Source organism: Rummeliibacillus stabekisii (assembly GCF_007988965.1).
In the GTDB taxonomy this organism is placed as follows: domain Bacteria; phylum Bacillota; class Bacilli; order Bacillales_A; family Planococcaceae; genus Rummeliibacillus; species Rummeliibacillus stabekisii.
In genome coordinates this window covers 47,504-64,879 of the sequence record NZ_BJVD01000006.1, presented here as the reverse complement: position 1 = coordinate 64,879, position 17,376 = coordinate 47,504, and the positions used below count along the sequence as shown (strand labels likewise).

Annotated in this window: 14 protein-coding genes; all 14 read right to left on the bottom strand. The window is 36.1% G+C overall.

Going from position 1 to position 17,376, the window contains the following annotated elements:
* Positions 1-9: 9 nt before the first annotated feature.
* The 14 genes from RST01_RS11045 to RST01_RS10980 all read right to left on the bottom strand — a co-directional run bounded on the left by RST01_RS11045 (position 10) and on the right by RST01_RS10980 (position 17,293).
* Entirely contained in the window at positions 10-405 is a 396-nt protein-coding gene (locus RST01_RS11045) for a UCP033725 family protein (protein ID WP_147196793.1), read from the bottom strand.
* Between the two features lie 15 nt (positions 406-420).
* Positions 421-2,412, bottom strand: coding sequence for a pre-toxin TG domain-containing protein (locus RST01_RS11040; protein WP_147196791.1), 1,992 nt, complete (start codon positions 2,410-2,412; stop codon positions 421-423).
* Positions 2,412-2,720 (bottom strand): hypothetical protein, encoded by a 309-nt coding sequence (locus tag RST01_RS11035; protein ID WP_147196789.1) that lies wholly within the window; start codon positions 2,718-2,720, stop codon positions 2,412-2,414. The genes RST01_RS11040 and RST01_RS11035 overlap by 1 nt, the downstream gene beginning before the upstream one ends.
* Positions 2,717-3,385 carry a DUF5081 family protein gene (locus RST01_RS11030; protein ID WP_147196787.1) on the bottom strand — a complete coding sequence of 223 codons (669 nt, stop codon included), beginning with the start codon at positions 3,383-3,385 and terminating at the stop codon, positions 2,717-2,719. The genes RST01_RS11035 and RST01_RS11030 overlap by 4 nt, the downstream gene beginning before the upstream one ends.
* Positions 3,382-3,687, bottom strand: coding sequence for a WXG100 family type VII secretion target (locus RST01_RS11025; protein WP_066788226.1), 306 nt, complete (start codon positions 3,685-3,687; stop codon positions 3,382-3,384). The genes RST01_RS11030 and RST01_RS11025 overlap by 4 nt, the downstream gene beginning before the upstream one ends.
* Positions 3,688-3,700: 13 nt before the next feature.
* Complete coding sequence (locus RST01_RS11020; protein WP_147196785.1) at positions 3,701-4,108, bottom strand: EsxC family T7SS substrate; 408 nt, start codon at positions 4,106-4,108, stop codon at positions 3,701-3,703.
* A 2-nt stretch (positions 4,109-4,110) separates the two neighbouring features.
* Positions 4,111-8,571, bottom strand: a complete 4,461-nt coding sequence (essC, locus tag RST01_RS11015) for a type VII secretion protein EssC (RefSeq protein ID WP_147196784.1) — start codon at positions 8,569-8,571, stop codon at positions 4,111-4,113.
* A gap of 12 nt (positions 8,572-8,583) precedes the next feature.
* Positions 8,584-9,873: a type VII secretion protein EssB gene (essB, locus tag RST01_RS11010; protein WP_147196782.1), complete on the bottom strand. Its 1,290-nt coding sequence runs from the start codon at positions 9,871-9,873 to the stop codon at positions 8,584-8,586.
* Positions 9,873-10,136 carry an EsaB/YukD family protein gene (locus RST01_RS11005; protein ID WP_147196781.1) on the bottom strand — a complete coding sequence of 88 codons (264 nt, stop codon included), beginning with the start codon at positions 10,134-10,136 and terminating at the stop codon, positions 9,873-9,875. Before RST01_RS11005 ends, essB begins: the two co-directional genes overlap by 1 nt.
* Positions 10,126-10,599, bottom strand: a complete 474-nt coding sequence (essA, locus tag RST01_RS11000; protein WP_147196779.1) for a type VII secretion protein EssA — start codon at positions 10,597-10,599, stop codon at positions 10,126-10,128. The genes RST01_RS11005 and essA overlap by 11 nt, the downstream gene beginning before the upstream one ends.
* On the bottom strand, positions 10,589-14,014 hold the full coding sequence (esaA, locus tag RST01_RS10995; protein WP_147196777.1) for a type VII secretion protein EsaA: 3,426 nt from the start codon (positions 14,012-14,014) through the stop codon (positions 10,589-10,591). Before esaA ends, essA begins: the two co-directional genes overlap by 11 nt.
* Before the next feature lie 283 nt (positions 14,015-14,297).
* Complete coding sequence (locus tag RST01_RS10990) at positions 14,298-14,594, bottom strand: WXG100 family type VII secretion target (protein ID WP_147196775.1); 297 nt, start codon at positions 14,592-14,594, stop codon at positions 14,298-14,300.
* A gap of 559 nt (positions 14,595-15,153) precedes the next feature.
* Positions 15,154-15,375: a WYL domain-containing protein gene (locus tag RST01_RS10985; protein ID WP_147196773.1), complete on the bottom strand. Its 222-nt coding sequence runs from the start codon at positions 15,373-15,375 to the stop codon at positions 15,154-15,156.
* A gap of 106 nt (positions 15,376-15,481) precedes the next feature.
* On the bottom strand, positions 15,482-17,293 hold the full coding sequence (locus RST01_RS10980; RefSeq protein WP_244946708.1) for a DNA ligase D: 1,812 nt from the start codon (positions 17,291-17,293) through the stop codon (positions 15,482-15,484).
* Between the last annotated feature and the right edge of the window lie 83 nt (positions 17,294-17,376).

The window sequence follows — 17,376 nt, the reverse complement described above, 5'->3', positions numbered from 1 at the left end:
CTAATTTAGTTACAATAACTCATGCAAGTTAATTTTTCTCTTTTCTTCAACTAAAGTGACATTACATTTTGGAACCCAACCTAGCCATTCATCTCTATCTATTTGAGGTAATTTTAATTTTGACCCGATTAGCAAGTCCCCAGTCCCTATTTGGTACTGGTCTTCTCGTTCTTGTAAAATGTCTACTTTTTCATCTTCTATAATTCCATAGGGAGTAATATTTATACATTCTGATAGGTCGTTAGGGTGGACTAATTTTATAAATAGGTCTCCACTTTTAGTTTCTTTAAAAGTTCCGTCAATTTTTTCTTTATTTTCAGTCATAATAAAAACATTTTCTTCCATATCAATAGTTATTTCATACTCCACATTCTTATATATACCGTATATTCCTCTTCTTAGCATAAAAACCCCTCTTAATTATTCAAATTTTCTACCATTGAATACTGCAATAACTTTATCTTCTCCCTCAAACACTTGATGTAATTTTGCACCTCTTTCTAAATTAATTGGATTTTTTGTTGCCCACTCTGGAATTACCTCTCCGTTTCTTGATGAAGTAAAACCATTCCCACTCCAAGGCCATTCATTATTTTTCCATGCACTGTAAGGCTGACTCATGTTTTTTCCATAGGGTATTTCAAATAGCTCTGGAGAAAGGCTTTCCGTATTATACGTTTTAAACTCAATGTACCCATACGCGTTTCCATCTTCAGGATAAGGCCTAATAACTTTTTCTTTAAAAACATCATAATAAGAGTAATCTAATCTCATAGATTCTCTAACATTTTTGTAGTCATGTATATGGGCACTATCCTCAGCCTTTGCTATAAAACCGCGAACTGTTGGTTCGTAACTTCCATCTAGATATTTCTGAATATCATTCGCATGTATATTCTTAATTAGTATTGTTTTAGTATCCGGACGAACAACAGAATCCCGAATATCCTGCATTATTTTTTGTTCAATTTTACTATATTGGTAATCTGGTTTTAATCGGAGGTTTGTAAATTCTTCATAACTCAGATTATGTTCTTTTAGTTTTTTCGGAAGAATACTGTTTACAAAGCTAGTTGGACTTTGTATGCTGGTTGCAACTCTTTCATTGGTACTCATACCAATTTCAGTTTTCTCCCAAAATTGATTATATCTCTTGGCATCTTCTGCATCCATAAAATTGGCAAATGGTTTATAACTATGTTTATCTTTCTCTTCTTTAATCCTAGCAACATAATCATCTGCCTTCTTCGAAACTTCACCTGTATTCTCACCCCGCTGAAGTCCTGCGACTACTTTCTCACCTGTTGTTGTCTGTACTGTCTTGATATGTACTGGCCGCAATGCTTCGTCGATGAATTTAGCTGTTTTCTTGATGGTCGTTTCTCCTGCTTTGGATGTTACTGCTGCGTTCACTGGATGCTTCAGCATATATTTTAGCTGGTTGGCATGTTGTCTTCCCAGATGATTCGCATTTCGAATGGCGTTTGCTGCAGTTTGTTTTGTTTTCAATGCGAGATTATCTACAGAATTTTTGATAGGCTTGGCAGCTTTATCCAGAGCTTTCGATGTTTTAACCACCACATTAGCAAGAGCGGGAACATTTTTGAGAGTCGTACGTATAGCCAGTCCGCCTGCTGCGGGAGCAATGGCAAAAACGCCTCGCATGATTCGTTCATCGTCCGAGAGCTTTCTTCCCGAAATCAGATCTTCCCCTTTTATGGCTCCTCCCACATCAACAGCAGTGTAAATACCACCGGCTACTAGTCCTGCTGGGGGACAGACAATCGTCAAACCTATAACAAGTCCCGCAGCAATAAGGTTAAACCAAAATTCCTTCTTCTCTTGGCCAGCTCGTAAGCCTTCGTATTCGAAGGCTCCTGTATTAAGAGCCGCAGTACGATAATCTTCTTCTGAAACATCTTCTTGATCTTTATTTTGCAGTTTCCATTGATTGTATTCTTCTTTAAGATTTTCTGAATAAGTGGTGTCTGCTTCATATAGATCATCTATTGTAATGCTTGCTTTATCGGTTTTGAACAACCAGCCTTCTTCAACATGTATCGTGTTGGTTGTATTATAAGAAGAAATATTTAGATCAGCCATTGATTGAATATACCCGTCTATCGATTTATAGAAGGGATCATCTACCTTTTCATCAATTACTTTGCCAATTCCCTTAGCGTAATCATATAACTTTTTATAATCTTGGCGAATGGGTTTCGCCCCTGGTTCATAGGTTTTGGGTTTAAAAGAAATGGCATGATCTATATCCTTTTCTGATATTTCAGCTTTAGAGTCTTTGAATAGATCATCTGACTTTTCATATTTATTATCGTATTTGTGGGCTTCATTAACCTTTTCTAAAGCGCTAGCAACTTTTGTCCACTTGTCCGCTTCGTATAATAGCTTCACTATTCGATCAGCCCCAGTCCTTTCGCTATTTCTGTGGCAAGGGCTTCATCTTCTTCTATCATGCTATTCATAATGCCGTTGACTACAGAGAAAGCACGGCTGTATAAATTGTTTAACTCCAGCATCCGATTATTCGCATCCGTATAGGAACCCATATTCTTTTTTGCCTTGCCATCTAGGTAGAATTGAATATTATTTAAATTTTCGATAGCAGGTTTCATATTGACCTCTAATTCTGTAATAATTTTTTCAATATATTTCAGAAAAGACACCATTTCGTCTACACTCATCTTTATTTCTTGACTCATTGGATGTGGGCCTCCTTATAAGGAAAACGATAAAAATCGTAAATTTTCTTCACAAGAAAATATTGGCTTAGCTGATAGGCTATATTATGTTCGATATCAATACCTTGCAGCTGCCCATTATTTTCAAAAAACATCCATTGCTCAGCAGTTGAGGATTGTTCTTCATAATTGATAGTAAAGCATTCTAATTGAACAGTCGGGTTCCCTGATTCAAAGTATTCTTCAGTCTCTTCCATTTGAATTTGCCTCTTTAAATAGCTCGTATCCTCCTGTAAGGGTTCGCGATTAAAGATTGGGTAGCCTTCCATAATTCTCTTTAGAAAGGCAATATCCTGGTGAACAAACAACTGGAATTTCCCCTCTTCGAGCCATTTGATAGTAATGAGGTGCTCATCCTTGCCAAAGCCTGTCATCAGGTTATCAAGCCTTATATAACGGTCGCTTGAAGCATATTGCTCTAAAAACTGTACAAGAGTGAAGCCATCCTTCGTTAACTTACCTTCAACATCCATAATATTTTTATCAACAAGGCCTTGTTTTGCCTCATCAAAGCCTTGTTGATTTTTCATTACTAGCAATTGCCTATCCGGCAAGCCAAAAAGCATGCGGCAATCAAATGCAGAGGCAAGGAGTAGTAATTCCTCTGCAGTAAATTTTGCTGTCATCCAATCCCCTCCACTTCAACAACAATGTCCTCTTGCATCAACTCATCCATATGTTTTTTTAATTTCTCTAGGGATTCCAGATTTTTTTGAGCTGCCCCACAAATGTCATCATGATATTGGATGATGATATCCAAAAAAGCTGTGAATTCATCTTTGGCACGCCCCGACCATTCTGAACCGCTTAATGTACTGGAAAAACCTTCAGCACTTGCTTTTGCGTCGTAAAGTGCTCTTTTGATTACTTTTGCTTGAGCAATAGCTTCATTTAATTGGCTGCCATTAATTTCAACATCTTGAGACATATTGACCCTCCTATTACTTTTTTTGTTTTTCTAGTTCTCTTTCTCTTTCTCTTTTTTCTCGTTCTCTTTCTCTTTCTCTCTCTTCCTCTCCCAACCTTTGATAATGTCCAGCTCGTTCATTGGCAATATTAATCGCTGAGGTATAGGATTTTTTTTCACCTTTTAACTCTTCCATTAGCTTTAGCATCTTCTGGTCAACGAGTGATTGTTTTGTCTTATATAAATTTGCAGGAAATCCTTCGCTCTTTAACGATGGATGTTCTTGCTGATATGCATCTGTAGAATCTTCTATATCATCTATGCGGCTTTCCAACCTTTCCTTATCATTAGTTAGAGCACGGGATAATTGACGATATTGTTTAGCTTTGATTTCATTTCCATTTAAGAACCAATTAAAGAAATTTAAATCTTCCCACGCCATATCTACACCCCTACTTTCATTGTGGATAATAGTTTCACTTTCTCAACATGATTACCTTTTATCATATAGCCTTCTGAAGCATTCAACTCTTTTTCACGATATGGTCTTTGTACTTCTAAAACGGATTGATCATTTAATCGGACCATTGATAATGCTGTACTTAATTTCTTCAAAGCCGTTGAGGCTTCATCATAGCTTCTTGTCATTTGGCTATTCATACCGAAAATTAGATGCAGGCCGTAAGTAGCCCCTTCTGAGATAACCTTCGCTAATTGAGACTGCGATGTGGATGACAGTTGATTAATAATTGCCTCCATATCAGTAAACAACACAACAATAGGACTTAGTTGTTGTACAAACGCTCTTAAAGAAGTAATGCCCTTTTCTCTTTGTTCGATATAAGATTGTTGTCTCGCCTGCTGTGCTTCAAGTAATTGTTCAATTAATGCAGCTACATCATCATTGTTTTGGACATACTGCGATTGGCCACTATGCAAGGAACTATAGACGGCTGTTACTTGGTCGACTATTAGTAGCTGAGTAACAATATTCGATTGATCCATTGCATATAAAATGGTTTCAAATGCTTGCATAAATCTTCTTTCAGTATCCGCAATAACTAGTAAATGCTGATGTGAGTTAAAGTCAATTGACACCGCTTCTACCTTTTCCATATCCACAGCAATTGGCCATTTATTATTTGCTAAAGCATCCTTAACAGACGGCAGTGCACAGAAGAAATCTTCTGTTACGATTTCTGGTACCATTGGAATTGGTGCAGGCTTTTTACCATGCCACTGATTTTGAATCTCATCAATTGCCTTACGTAGGTTTTCAGCAATTTGTACATCATCCAAACCTTCTGCAGGTAGTGCTACTTGCATGAGTGTGACCTCATCTAATTTAATCAACGCACGGCCTGGCATCTCTTCAATGGATACATCTGCTTTCCCCATAATTCCTCTGCTTTCAGACTGATCAATCATATACAGTACGATTTGAGTTTTGATATTAATCAAGATTGGTGTACGAATAGCCAGTTGTCTACTTGCAGTTAGAATAAGGAAGATGCCTAGGCCTGCCCCATCTCGTGCAATGATAGTCATCAAACTATCAAAATCATCTTTTAATGGCGATTCATTTGCAGCATCCATTACATCTACGAAAATCAGAATATCAGGTAGTTCTTCATGCGTTAATTCCTTATACATCGCAGCGTTTGAGACACCGATTTGACTTAAAAGCTTTTTACGTGCCTTGATAAGCTCTGACATGCGTTTCATCCATTTTTGTAGCTTTAATTCTTCATCTAAACGAATCATATCTGCTGTATGCGGTAGTTTACGAAGTGGCAGTAAACCATTTGTTCCAAAATCGAGTAAATAAAAATGGGCTTCTTCTGGTGTATAATTCTCCGCTATTTGCATGGCTAGTGTTTGAAGCATAGTGCTCTTCCCATAGCCTGGGCTTGCAAAAATAGCGACATGACCATCTCGTGCAAAGTCCAGTGCAAATGGTATTTGCGATTGTTCATGAGGCAAGTCAATCATGCCAATTTTTGCTGTTAAACGTTGCTTTTCTTTCACTACATCGCCTAATTCATGTCGGCTAATTCTATCTTCTAGCGGTGGCAGCCAAGGTCTTGGCAGTGCTTGAATGCTCTGTACTATTGCAGCTTGATGAATTTCTTCAACTACTGCCTCTAATTCTGTGGATTGCCGTTTTGGTACGTCCTGTTGTGATAAGCCACTTAAATCCTCTGTTAACACCTCATACTGACCTAGCTCGTTAATTGTATAGATAGTAAAATCTTCAACATCCTCTGCTGTCTGGTTGCCTTTGTAGGTAGCTCCACTCCATGCACTTTGGAAAAGCTCGTAGATTTCATTGTTCCCTACCTGCAAGTAAGCTCGCCCTGGCTGTGTAATCTCAGCTGCATCTTTCGTTTTGAGGACTTCGTTTGAGTCGCTTTCATTTTGTACTTTAAGAGCGAGTTTAAATTTCGAGTTTGACCAAATTTGATCATCTACAACGCCGCTTGGCTTTTGAGTTGCTAATATTAAATGAATACCAAGAGACCGTCCAATCCTCGCTGTTGATACTAGTTCTTTCATAAAATCAGGCTGTTCGGCTTTTAATTCTGCAAATTCGTCCGAAATAATGAAGAGTTCAGGCATTGGATCCTGTACCTTATTTTCTTCATACAATTTTTGATACTGATGAATATGGTTAATCTCATGTTGACCAAAAATATGCTGGCGTTTTCGAAGCTCGGCTTTAATCGATGCTAACGCTCGCATAGATTGAGCACCATCTAGGTTAGTAATCACGCCAAGTAAATGCGGCAAATCTTTGAATAAATTTGCCATACCCCCTCCTTTATAGTCGATTAATAAGAAACCGATATCATAAGGATGAAAGTTAGTTGCTAAAGATAAGATATATGACTGGATGATTTCCGATTTACCAGAACCTGTAGTACCTGCTACTAAACCATGCGGTCCATGTGCTTTTTCATGAAGGTTAAGATAAACCACATCATCCTTTCCTCTAAGTCCAAGCGGTACAGCTAGACTTTTATACGGTTTATGTTTTTGCCAGCGTTCTAATACTTGCAAATCTTGAACTGTTTGCACACCGTACATTTCCATGTACGTTATACTCTCAGGAATACGATTTTCTAGACTTTGCAGATGTTCATAGCCTGCTAACCTTCTCGTCAACTCTTCAAGCAGACTATCTGAAACAACAGAATCCAATTCAAATGATTGCTTTTTCAATTTATTATTTTGAATAAATAATTCCCCTGTCGTTGAATCTTTAACTCGTACAATTGTTGATACATGCTCAGGTAGCGATTCTACAACATCTTGCACGTATACAACAGAAACACCCAGCTGACGGCAATCATCTTGAAGAATTTCCATTATGGTATGATCCATAATAATGGTTTCATCTGTAATCACTAAAACGATTTGTGGAATGAAAACTTTTGCTTCTCGGGTATTCTTCTTTTCCGTTTCCAATTTGCGTTCTTTTAACATTTGATAAAGTGAGTTCATTACTTGCTCTCTAGAACGTTCGTGATAAACAAATGTACGGACGTTTATATTTTGTAAGCTCGCATGTGGAAGCCAACGCATCCAATCCCATTCTTTCCTCTCTTGCTCTTTGAAGACCATCACAAACTGCAATTCATGATAGCTATGAAAGAATGCTAGTTGTGCGATCATTTGTTTCAGTTGCTGCAAGACAAGTGGACGTTTTCCGATATAACCTACTGCACCGCTTCTTAAATCAGCTATAACCGGTGCATCGTCAACATGATTATACTGACGTTCTAATTCAATGGCTTTTTCCATCAGCGGATCTTCTTCTAAAGTGAATTCTTCTACATTAATTTTGATGGGAAAGCTACCATCCACTGGTCCCTTACCTAAGCGATAGGATAAGAAATCATTATGAAATGGCGTTTTTTCATACATTCTTGCAGATTGCTCCTGCAACAGCTGTAATAGCTCAGGTATCTGTGGAAAATGATAGGTTAATGCATCCGCCTGCTCTTTTTGTGCAAGATATAATTCCTTCGATTTCTCTCGAAGATATGCTTTGAATTTTTCATCTCGTTCTTTCATATTTTTTTTGTATTTTTTCACATTTCGTACATAAGAGGTAACCGAGAAAATGACAGTCACAATGGTCGCTGAAAGCATAACAACAATATAAATACCATAAGGCCTAAAGATGGATACCAAAATCATGGCAGCCAACATCACTAATGGCGGCACAATCAATCTTCCCAGCTGTTCGCTTGGTTTAGATGGCCTTGTTGGCGGATTGGCAATAATTTTTTCCTCATCAGGTTGGTGGTATCGGACACGCGGTGAACGATGATACGTATGTTTTACTACTGGATGTTTAATGGCCAGGCTTGGCAAATGAATCTTACAGCTGTTTTTCGGAGTATACACGAATAACTGTGAATCCTGAATAGTGAATAAAATATCGGCAATTGCTAACAGATCACCATCAAAAAATTGTCCTTCTTCTTTAGCGTACATATTGACAATAAGCTTGCTATTAACAGCAAAGAAGGAATATTCCTGCTGCCCTGTTTTTTGGATAAATATTCTTCCTGGATTCTCCTTATGTAAATAAATTGAATCATCTTCCTCATTTCCGATTGTCCATTGTGTTATATCTAGTAAATCAAAACACATTTCTTCCATTTCATAGACAATAAGTGAGAGGGATCCAATCGTTTCGACTTGGTTAAAGTTTAGTAATCTATCATCTGCAGTTAACTCTCGGCCATCCCACTTGCAAATAATCTCGCTCTTTGCAGAAGACATCGTAATCGTTGCTTTTGTATTTCCACCAATCGTGATTTCCTCTGGTTGAGATGCGAGGAATTCATATCGATGGAAGGAGTCTCCATTAGATACCGTCAATATATATTTCATTTCCTTCACCTCCTATTCTTTGTCTGTTTTTTTATCTTGTTTATCCTTGCTTTGCTTCTTTCGCTTTTCTACTTTCTGTTTTTCTTGTGCCTCTATTTGTTTTTGTTTTTCTTCAGCTGCTTTTTGCGTTTCAGATTCTTGAGCTTCTTGTGCAGCTGCTTCTTCTTCAGTTATTTCATTTAATTGAACTTCAAGATCTTTTAATTTATCCTCTTTTTCTTGTTGATTCATCTTTGTATTTTTTTTCAACTGATTTTCATACAAGATGATGCTGAACTTTTTCAAATCGTTTACATCTAGGCTTTTTGCAATCTTTAAGCTTCCATTAAAATCGTTTCTTGCAATATCAATCCAATAATTTAAAAGACGCTCATCTGAAATAGACGATATAGAATTTATTGCGTTTGTTTGTTTTTCTTCCTCTTGCAAACTAGTTTTGATACTAGAAATCGCATAAATCTTTTTTATACTTTTGGGTATATCCTCTATTTTTTGATCTTTCAAAGATTCTTTTACATCTATATAATTTTCATTGATATAGGATGCATTTGCTTGGTTGTACAGCTCTTCTGTTGGGATTTTAGAGCTAAAAGCATATAAAACAAGAGAAATTAACACAATACTAACAACACCTAAAGCAATCGTTGCAATTTTAAAACCTTTAAATTGAGCTTTTGATACTTTTTCAAACTTTAGAGCTGCTTTCTTATGTTCTTCCTCATAATATATTTTTAATAATGCTTGCAGCTCTTCTACGTTCTGTGACTGATGGACAGCTTTTTCGAAGGATGTCTGCTTTGCTCGTTCATAAGCACCGTTCATAAGATCATCAAATTTAAATTCCTTAGAAAACGTAGCAATCGCTAGACATTTATAAGCCTTTAAAAACACTCCTTCTTCATGCTGGAATGGCGGAAGAATATTTTTTATGCCACGATAAAGCATATAAGGCATTAAGTTGATATCAAAGACTAGATTATCCGGATGTAAAACGAGAGTTGTACGCCCGTTTAACATAGAGCTGAAACGCCCTATATTAAAGAGCATGCGTAATTTGTGCTCTCGGTCTAATTGTTTTATCTGTTCAAAAAAACGCATATCTGTTAATAAGTAATGAAACTCTAAGTTCTCGTCTTGCACCTGAGCATCAGCTTGTATAAAGTAATTTTTGTCTTGATTTAAAAGCTGTAATTCCTGTGTATTGCGAAGAGAGGTATCAGCTTGTGGCAAAGATAGAATTAGTCGGTCATCTTTCTTTTTTGCAGATAATTCGACCGCTCCTAATATTAATTTGTCTTCCATTATGACTCCCCTTTTTTGTCTTGTTCGATGTAGACGACCAGTAGTTCTCCATTCGATATTGAATAATCCATGAATCTGTCTTCAGGCATCATTGTTTTTTGTTTTAAAGGTAATTTAATAACGCTATTCAAATCGATTGAAGTATGCAAACTTGCGGCAAGAGCCTGCAATAATTGTTTGACAGTCATTTTTTGAGAAATGGCAATATCGTAGCTGCCGCCACCGCTCTGCATAAAATCAATTGTGACGCGTTTATGATTCATCATATGTTTCACCTACACTTAGCTTTTTAAGTAAAAGGAACAGTCCTGTACAAAAAAGACTGATAATCAGAGCAATAATAGTGACAAAGAGCCAGCTAATCGCTGGACTCTCTGCAGTTTCTTCTCGTTGTATATTACTCAGACTAATTGGCTGCTTGAATAATTGATCTGTTGAAGGTGTTTGTTGTTCCATAAAGTCATTTCGAAAAAGGGAATGTAGCGTCTCTGATTTCTTATCTGTCTCTTTTTGTCTGATCTCTTTATCCAGTTGAAGACTTTCATCAGTAAATAAATCTTCCGTCCCTTCAACAGAATGATCGGTTCTGTCGACTTTTGTTTTGTTTTGATTAATGCGATGGATATCAATGTCTAACTGTCCATTCTTTTCATCAGCTTGGACAGACACTGCTTGCATGATCCAAGCGATAACAATTAACAGTAATATAATCCCCTTACGCTTCATACATCACTTCTTCTTTCGGACGTATAAATTTAAAAACAAATAGGTTTAATACAAAGAAAATCAAACCTAAAATAACGATTATAGATATGGTTAAAAGACTGCTACTATTTGTATTTAAAATAGTTGAAATTGCTTTTTCTAAATAATGCAATGGTGATAGACGAGAAAATTGTTGAATAATATGGGATCTTTCAAAGTCAAAACCAAGCGCTTCAGTAAAGAATAGGTACATACTAATCACCAATAAGATAATAAACATACCAACCATTTTCCATTGGCGAAGTAAGTATGTTGCTGCAAGTACGAATAAAACCATACATAATGCTGTAAGCGCCATCCATATCGACGGTGAAACAATGGCTGACTTATTAATGCTTAGGGAAATCGCACCAACAATTAACCCTTCTATAGTAGCAATAACTGTCGTAAATAAAGTGATTGGCAAATTGGTTGCCATTATACTTTGTTGTGCAGCGTCTTCAAAATCTGATTTCTTAAAGCTGAATCGTTTAAATCCAGCAATTACATATGCTGTAAACAAAGCTAAGAATGAAGAAATTATAAGTAAATAGAATGTTGAACGAGTATCTCGTGCATTTTTTATCGATGATTTTGACATATCAATAGGGCTTGATAAGAATGCATAGAGTGCTTCATTTGATTTATTACCAATTTTGCTATTCGCAAGGACATTGCTAAAGTTTGATGCATAATCATTATCATTTGATACCTTTTGAATAAGATTATCAGCTAACTGATCAGCTTTGTGAGCAATGTTTGTTCCGCCTATTTTAATTTGCTCTGCTTTTTGATTTATGCCATCAAATGTATCATAAACAGTGCCAGCTTGAAGAGATGCTGCCTCTGCTCGACTAGCTACCGTGTCGCTTGCGGTTAATAAATCACTAAGACCATCCTCCAATTCTATGCTTATTTTTCCTCCTTTTTCATTTTGCTCAGTTAACTTCGAGCCAGTATCAGCTAGATGACCACTTGCTTCTTTCCATTCTGCAGCAGTTGGTATTAGTGCATCAATATCAGCTACTTGTTGTTCTGCGACTTCTTTCGAATCATTTAGTTGTTGCGATAGGTTAGGTATCTTCTCTGCAATACCATTCAGTGCATCATTATAAGAAATGACTTGTTTATTAAGAGATTCCATATCATTCGTTAGTTTTGCAGTAGTACGGTCTATTAATGTTTGTTTAAGAGTAGAAATGATGAATTCCTTCATCCCTTTATTCGAAAGAGCATAATAAAGGGAATCAGCATTCGCACTACCTACTTGCTCAAATGAGGAGTGGCTTAATTGTGCAAATTGCTCCGGATTCGTTACATCGATACTATAATAAAGGTTCAATAATGCTTGTAATCGCTGATAATTCCAAATGGACATGACTAGTTGAGTCGGAATATCCTCCTGCGATGCAAGTATTGTTGTTACCTCATGGTGTATCGCATTATCGGTAATAGTTTTTGTTTCGGTACTCTTTGGTTTTTCAGGTGACTCTTTTTCGTCTGAATCGCCTGTTTTTGTGGATTGTTTCTCCTTAATCGTTGCATTTTTAGAAGAGTTTGATTGTACATTTGGATTCTTTTCCTCTGATTCCTTTGGTTCGTTCGTTGACTCTTCATTTTTATCAGTTGTTTGATTAGATTCATTTGTCTTGCCAGTATCTTTATTATCTTCTGGTTTTTCGATAGTTGTTTCTTGGGCCTCCTCTTCAATAATAGGTGCATCTTGCGAGGGAACAGGTGCCTCGTTTGTATTTAGTGAATTAGCTGGCAGTGACACACGTGTCACCATATTCTTCATCAATGCTGTATTTGTCTCTTCGCTATGGCTATTAATTGACCAAGACCAATGAACTGGAGCCAGAATATCTGTAGCGTAATCAGCTAAGACAAACGTTGCATATACTTTCATTTTTCCTTGCGGTACGGTGGGCAAATCAATTTTACCTGGTTGAATATTATTTAAAACAACGCCATTTGGCAGCATTAATACAATATTCTTTGTTACAAATCCATTTGGAGCACTAATAGCGAATGTTCGGCTGCCAGCTTCTTGCGCAGGAATATTTACTTCATCAGCGATTACTGCCCCTTCGGTCGCAAGCTTTTGTTTCATTTGTTGCATATAATCATTAATAGATAACTGGCCATTTGAAATAATAGGATGCTTGTTTTCAACAGCATATTGTTTAGCTGCAGCCATAATCTTACGTAATTGATCTTTCGTTGTATCAGATACATCTAAATCTTTTAATTGCTCTTCGTCTAGGGAAGGTAGTTGATCAATGCTGTTTAAAATATTTTTTTCGATCGTGCCCTTAGGAACAGAGAAAAGAGCATTCAATTTTGCTTCATTTTTAGGATCTGATAAAGAATCGTTTAATGATTCATTAATTAAATCTGAAGCTTCTTTCGATAAATCATTATAAATTCGTTCCTTTAAAGTTACGGTAGAGCGAGATATTTCATCTCTTGTAGAATTTAAAGATGTTTGAATCTCTGTTAGTAAACCTGTATCTGCTTCAAATGATTCGTTTAATTGTTTTTGTTGGTCTTTGATATATTCTAATGATTCCTCAGTATTGCCGGCCATTAAAGAATCATTGTTTTCGGTAATTTTGCTTATAAGCGAATTAAGTCCATCATTTCCATCCGTTATATACTGTTGCATCATTGTCATCGTATTCGATAATCCTGAAGTACCATTGACACTTTTTTGAGCTTCTTGTGCAAAGTTGTTTAACCCTTTGTTCAGTTTTACAAATGAGTTTCTTGTTCCATTCGTGCTGTCTTCAATTTGCGTTAAGGTAGAAGAATAGTCTCTTAATGGATCATGGATATCTGAGGTGTAAGTTGCTGCTAGTTGGTCTTGCTTTTTCACAATGCCTTTTACATTATTTTGAGCAGATTGCAGGTTCCCTATCACGCTTGCAAAAAAGACATCAATTACTTTTTGATTAAATGAGTTTAATAAGTCACCTGATATTTTTTGAGCCTGTGCTTTTGTAATTTCATTATCTGATTCGTTTAATTTGTAGGAAAGCTCTATTGGCTCAGGGCTTACCTTATCGATTGAAAGTGCTCTTTTTGTAAAATCATTTGGAATGGTAATTGCCATATTATAACGTTTATCTGCAATACCATCCTCTGCTTCTGCTGTATCTACTAAATGGAAACGATGTGAATCGTCATTTTCCAAACTCTTTTTAAATTCTTCTCCAAAGTTATATTTCTTCCCATTATAGTCTACAGGTTCATCCAGATTAACAATTGCGACATCCATTTTAAAATCTGCTTTTTCTGTTCTTTCTTTTGTTGCCGATTGAAATGGTATGTATGCAATGATTGCCGCTAAAAGGAGAGCTAAAACAATAAAAAATGGCAACCGATATTTCTTCATTTCTACACCTCATTATTTTTCATCTAAAGAGCAATAGGACCGTCGAAAGTTTTCAACGGTCCTCAAGCTAGTAGGTTTACTACTAATTTATTTCGTTTACACCAGTGAACCATCGTTGAATAAAATGACACCTCACTCAGCAGTCGTTTCTACACAGCTGAGCATTATTCCGTTCGCAAACATTCCGATCTTGCTAAATATTTGTTCTCCGGGCAGTTAACCCTCACTTTTGTTGTTTCGTTAGAGGTGAAGGTAAGACTGCAAAATGCTGGATAACGAATTTTTATTGTAATCCGAAGTTTTTAGAAAGTTGTACATCATGTTGTTCTACAGCATCTGCTGTTTGGTCAAGTTGATCTTTGATTTGATTAAGTAGTTGTGCAAAGTTCTTAACCTTTGGTTTCAGTTGTTCGAATTGGTCGTCAAATCGTTCAAATGCTTTACCTTCCCATTCAGAACGTAATTGTTCTTGAAGGTTTGATAACTCATCTAATATTGTTCTAATTTGATCACTGCTTGACCCATATTTTGTAGCTTTACTTTTTAATTCTTGGGGGGTCATACGAATTTGTCCTGACATTCTCAACAGCTCCTTATTTCTTAAAATTTCCTCCATACTTAGCAAATGGAAAATTGATTACTATAAAAATTTTATTTGACAAGGTCACTATGGTCAACATAAATTATATTAATATACTTATAATCTCGAATATGAGATAACATATTCCTTATGTATGAAACCAGCTATATCAAGAGTTTTTTTCCATAATGGTAAATGATAATCACATTAATCCAAAAGTACCTTTTTTTCTCAACTCCCTCTTTAGAGGGCTAACTATCGGACAATTTTTTAAAATTAAATAGGCAAAAATACTTAAAACTATCTTAAATAATAGAAAATACCTTTCCAAGCTATATAATACTCCAAGTACATTTGCTCCATAAACTAACTGAGCTTCTCTTTCTTTTCTCTTATTTATCCAATTACATATAAATACAGCATAATAATGGATATAAAATTATATTAAAATAATTAAATAGGTTATATTATTTTACAAAAAAACCTCCAAGCAAGTATACTGACGTTTTTGCTTTGAAGGTTATAATCTATATTAGAAATCCTTGAGGAGTTTTCTTTTTCAAATCACATTTTTCTTTTGACAGACTATTGGAAACATAGCGAGAACATTCTCAATGATAAACGTGCGAATACTACCCTTACTGAAACAATACGCTTGAAACTTGTTGCCTACAATCTTAATTACTCGAACTCGCCTCTTAGTCATTTTACCACCCTTAGCCATATATACCACCTCGATCAATTGGTTATACTGCATGGCTTTTATCAGCTGCTCTTTCATTTCATTGCCTCCAAAAATAAGAATATATGTTCTTATTAATTATACCGAACAAACGTACTTACTTCAATTAGTAATGTTTGGTATGACTTTAAAATAGACGTTCTCTTTACTCCCCTTTTAATTCTCTCAAAAATCGCGTTAGCGCTTCCTCGTTATTGTTCACATTCTTCCGAAAATGACGGAATAAATCTCCCTTAGCGCGTACCCTTTCGATCATGACTGGTATTGTAAATTGATCCGGTGTTAAGCCTGGTTTCACTTCTTCCCATTCAAGAGGGGTTGCAATAAACCCGCTTTCGTTCCCCCTTGGTGAATAAGGAGCGATAATGGTTTTTCCTTCACGGTGTTGGACATAATCCAAGTAGAGTTTTTTCCTCCTATTTTTCTTGAGCCGCTCAATTGTATAAAGTGATGGAGCTTGTTCGATTAAAAAGTCGCAGATAAACTTTGTAAACAATCCTGTGTCTTCATAGGTAAAAGAATTTGCAGGTAATGGGATATAGATCTGCATTCCTTTACCTCCCGATGTTTTTATAAAAGATAAGAAACCTAGCCCATCAAAAATTACTTTCATTTGTTTTGCGGCCTCAAGGGTTAAATGAAATGCTTCAACAGAGGGAGGGTCGAGATCAAAGACAATTTCCGTGGGACCACTTGAATTCACTGGCTGAAAAGGAATATGATATTCAATTGCTAGTTGATTTCCAAGCCAAAGAAGCGTTTCAACATTATTGCAATATAGCTGATCATCTTTTACTGTCACAAATGAAGGTACATGGACTGGGGCACTTTTTTGGTAAAAGCTTTCTCCCGGCACACCATGTGGGTAACGAATTAATGTGAGTGGACGATTGAATAAAAATGCCAATAGATAGGGGGAAATAACTTGCAAGTAGTACAAATAATCATCCTTTTTAATCCTTACCAATGGGAAAATTGGTTTGTCGGGATGAGTTATTTCAACAGAGGAAGGTAAGGGGTATAGATCTTTTTCTAGTTTATGCCATGTACAATCTTCTGGCTCTATATTGAACTGAAATGCTTCAAATCTAGGCTCTCTCAATTTCCCTCCAACAAAATCGATACAGGCAATTTTAACACCAATCGATGGAGATAGCTCCCACCGGTTTTGGTTTATTTTGACTCCATTTTGTTTGAATAACTGGGAAAGAATTTTTATCTCCTCTTCTTTCATGCCATGTTTAAATGTTACAACTTCTACAAATTCTTTTTCACTAAGAACACTTCCTATAAAAAAGTTATTTTCCTGTTCATATGCGGTAACCATAACATTTACATATCGCCAGTTTTTTATTTTTAGCCAGCTATTGGTACGAGTATTTTCTATCCACTGGCTTGATATTTCTTTCGCAACCAATCCTTCCCCATTATATATAACTAGTTGTTTCCACAATTGATTGGGATCGTCAAAAGGTTCTACCATTTGCACTGATGCTAAATTATTCTGCATCACCGTAACTGGTAATGATACTTTTTCAAATAGTTCCTTTAGCTTTTCTTTTCGCTTTAAGAAAGAAAGATTCGTGATATCTTTCCCCTTTATTTGTAATATATCGAAAACAACAAATTGACATGGAAAATGATTGCGTTGATCATTAATTTTTTCCTTGCTACGAAGACGCGCTCTGCTTTGTACGATGGAAAATTCACTTTTGTAATCATTGGCTAAATAAACTAGCTCGCCATCCAGAGCTAATGGTAAATAACTTTTCATTTTCTCTTTAATAGATGCTAAAAAATCTAAAATCTCAGGAAATTGCTTACTTAGATTCCCTTCATTCCTGCTATATAGCTCTATATCCTTATTCCATTCAAGAATGCAGCGAAACCCATCATATTTTGTTTCAAATAGCCAGTCAGCACCAGAAGGAATAGTCTCTGTAGCTGTTAAAAGCATTGGTTTCAAAAAAGTACACCTTCTTTCTTTTTCCATTTATCCTGAATCAACTAGCATTAATTACTTCCCCATTTTGTTAGATA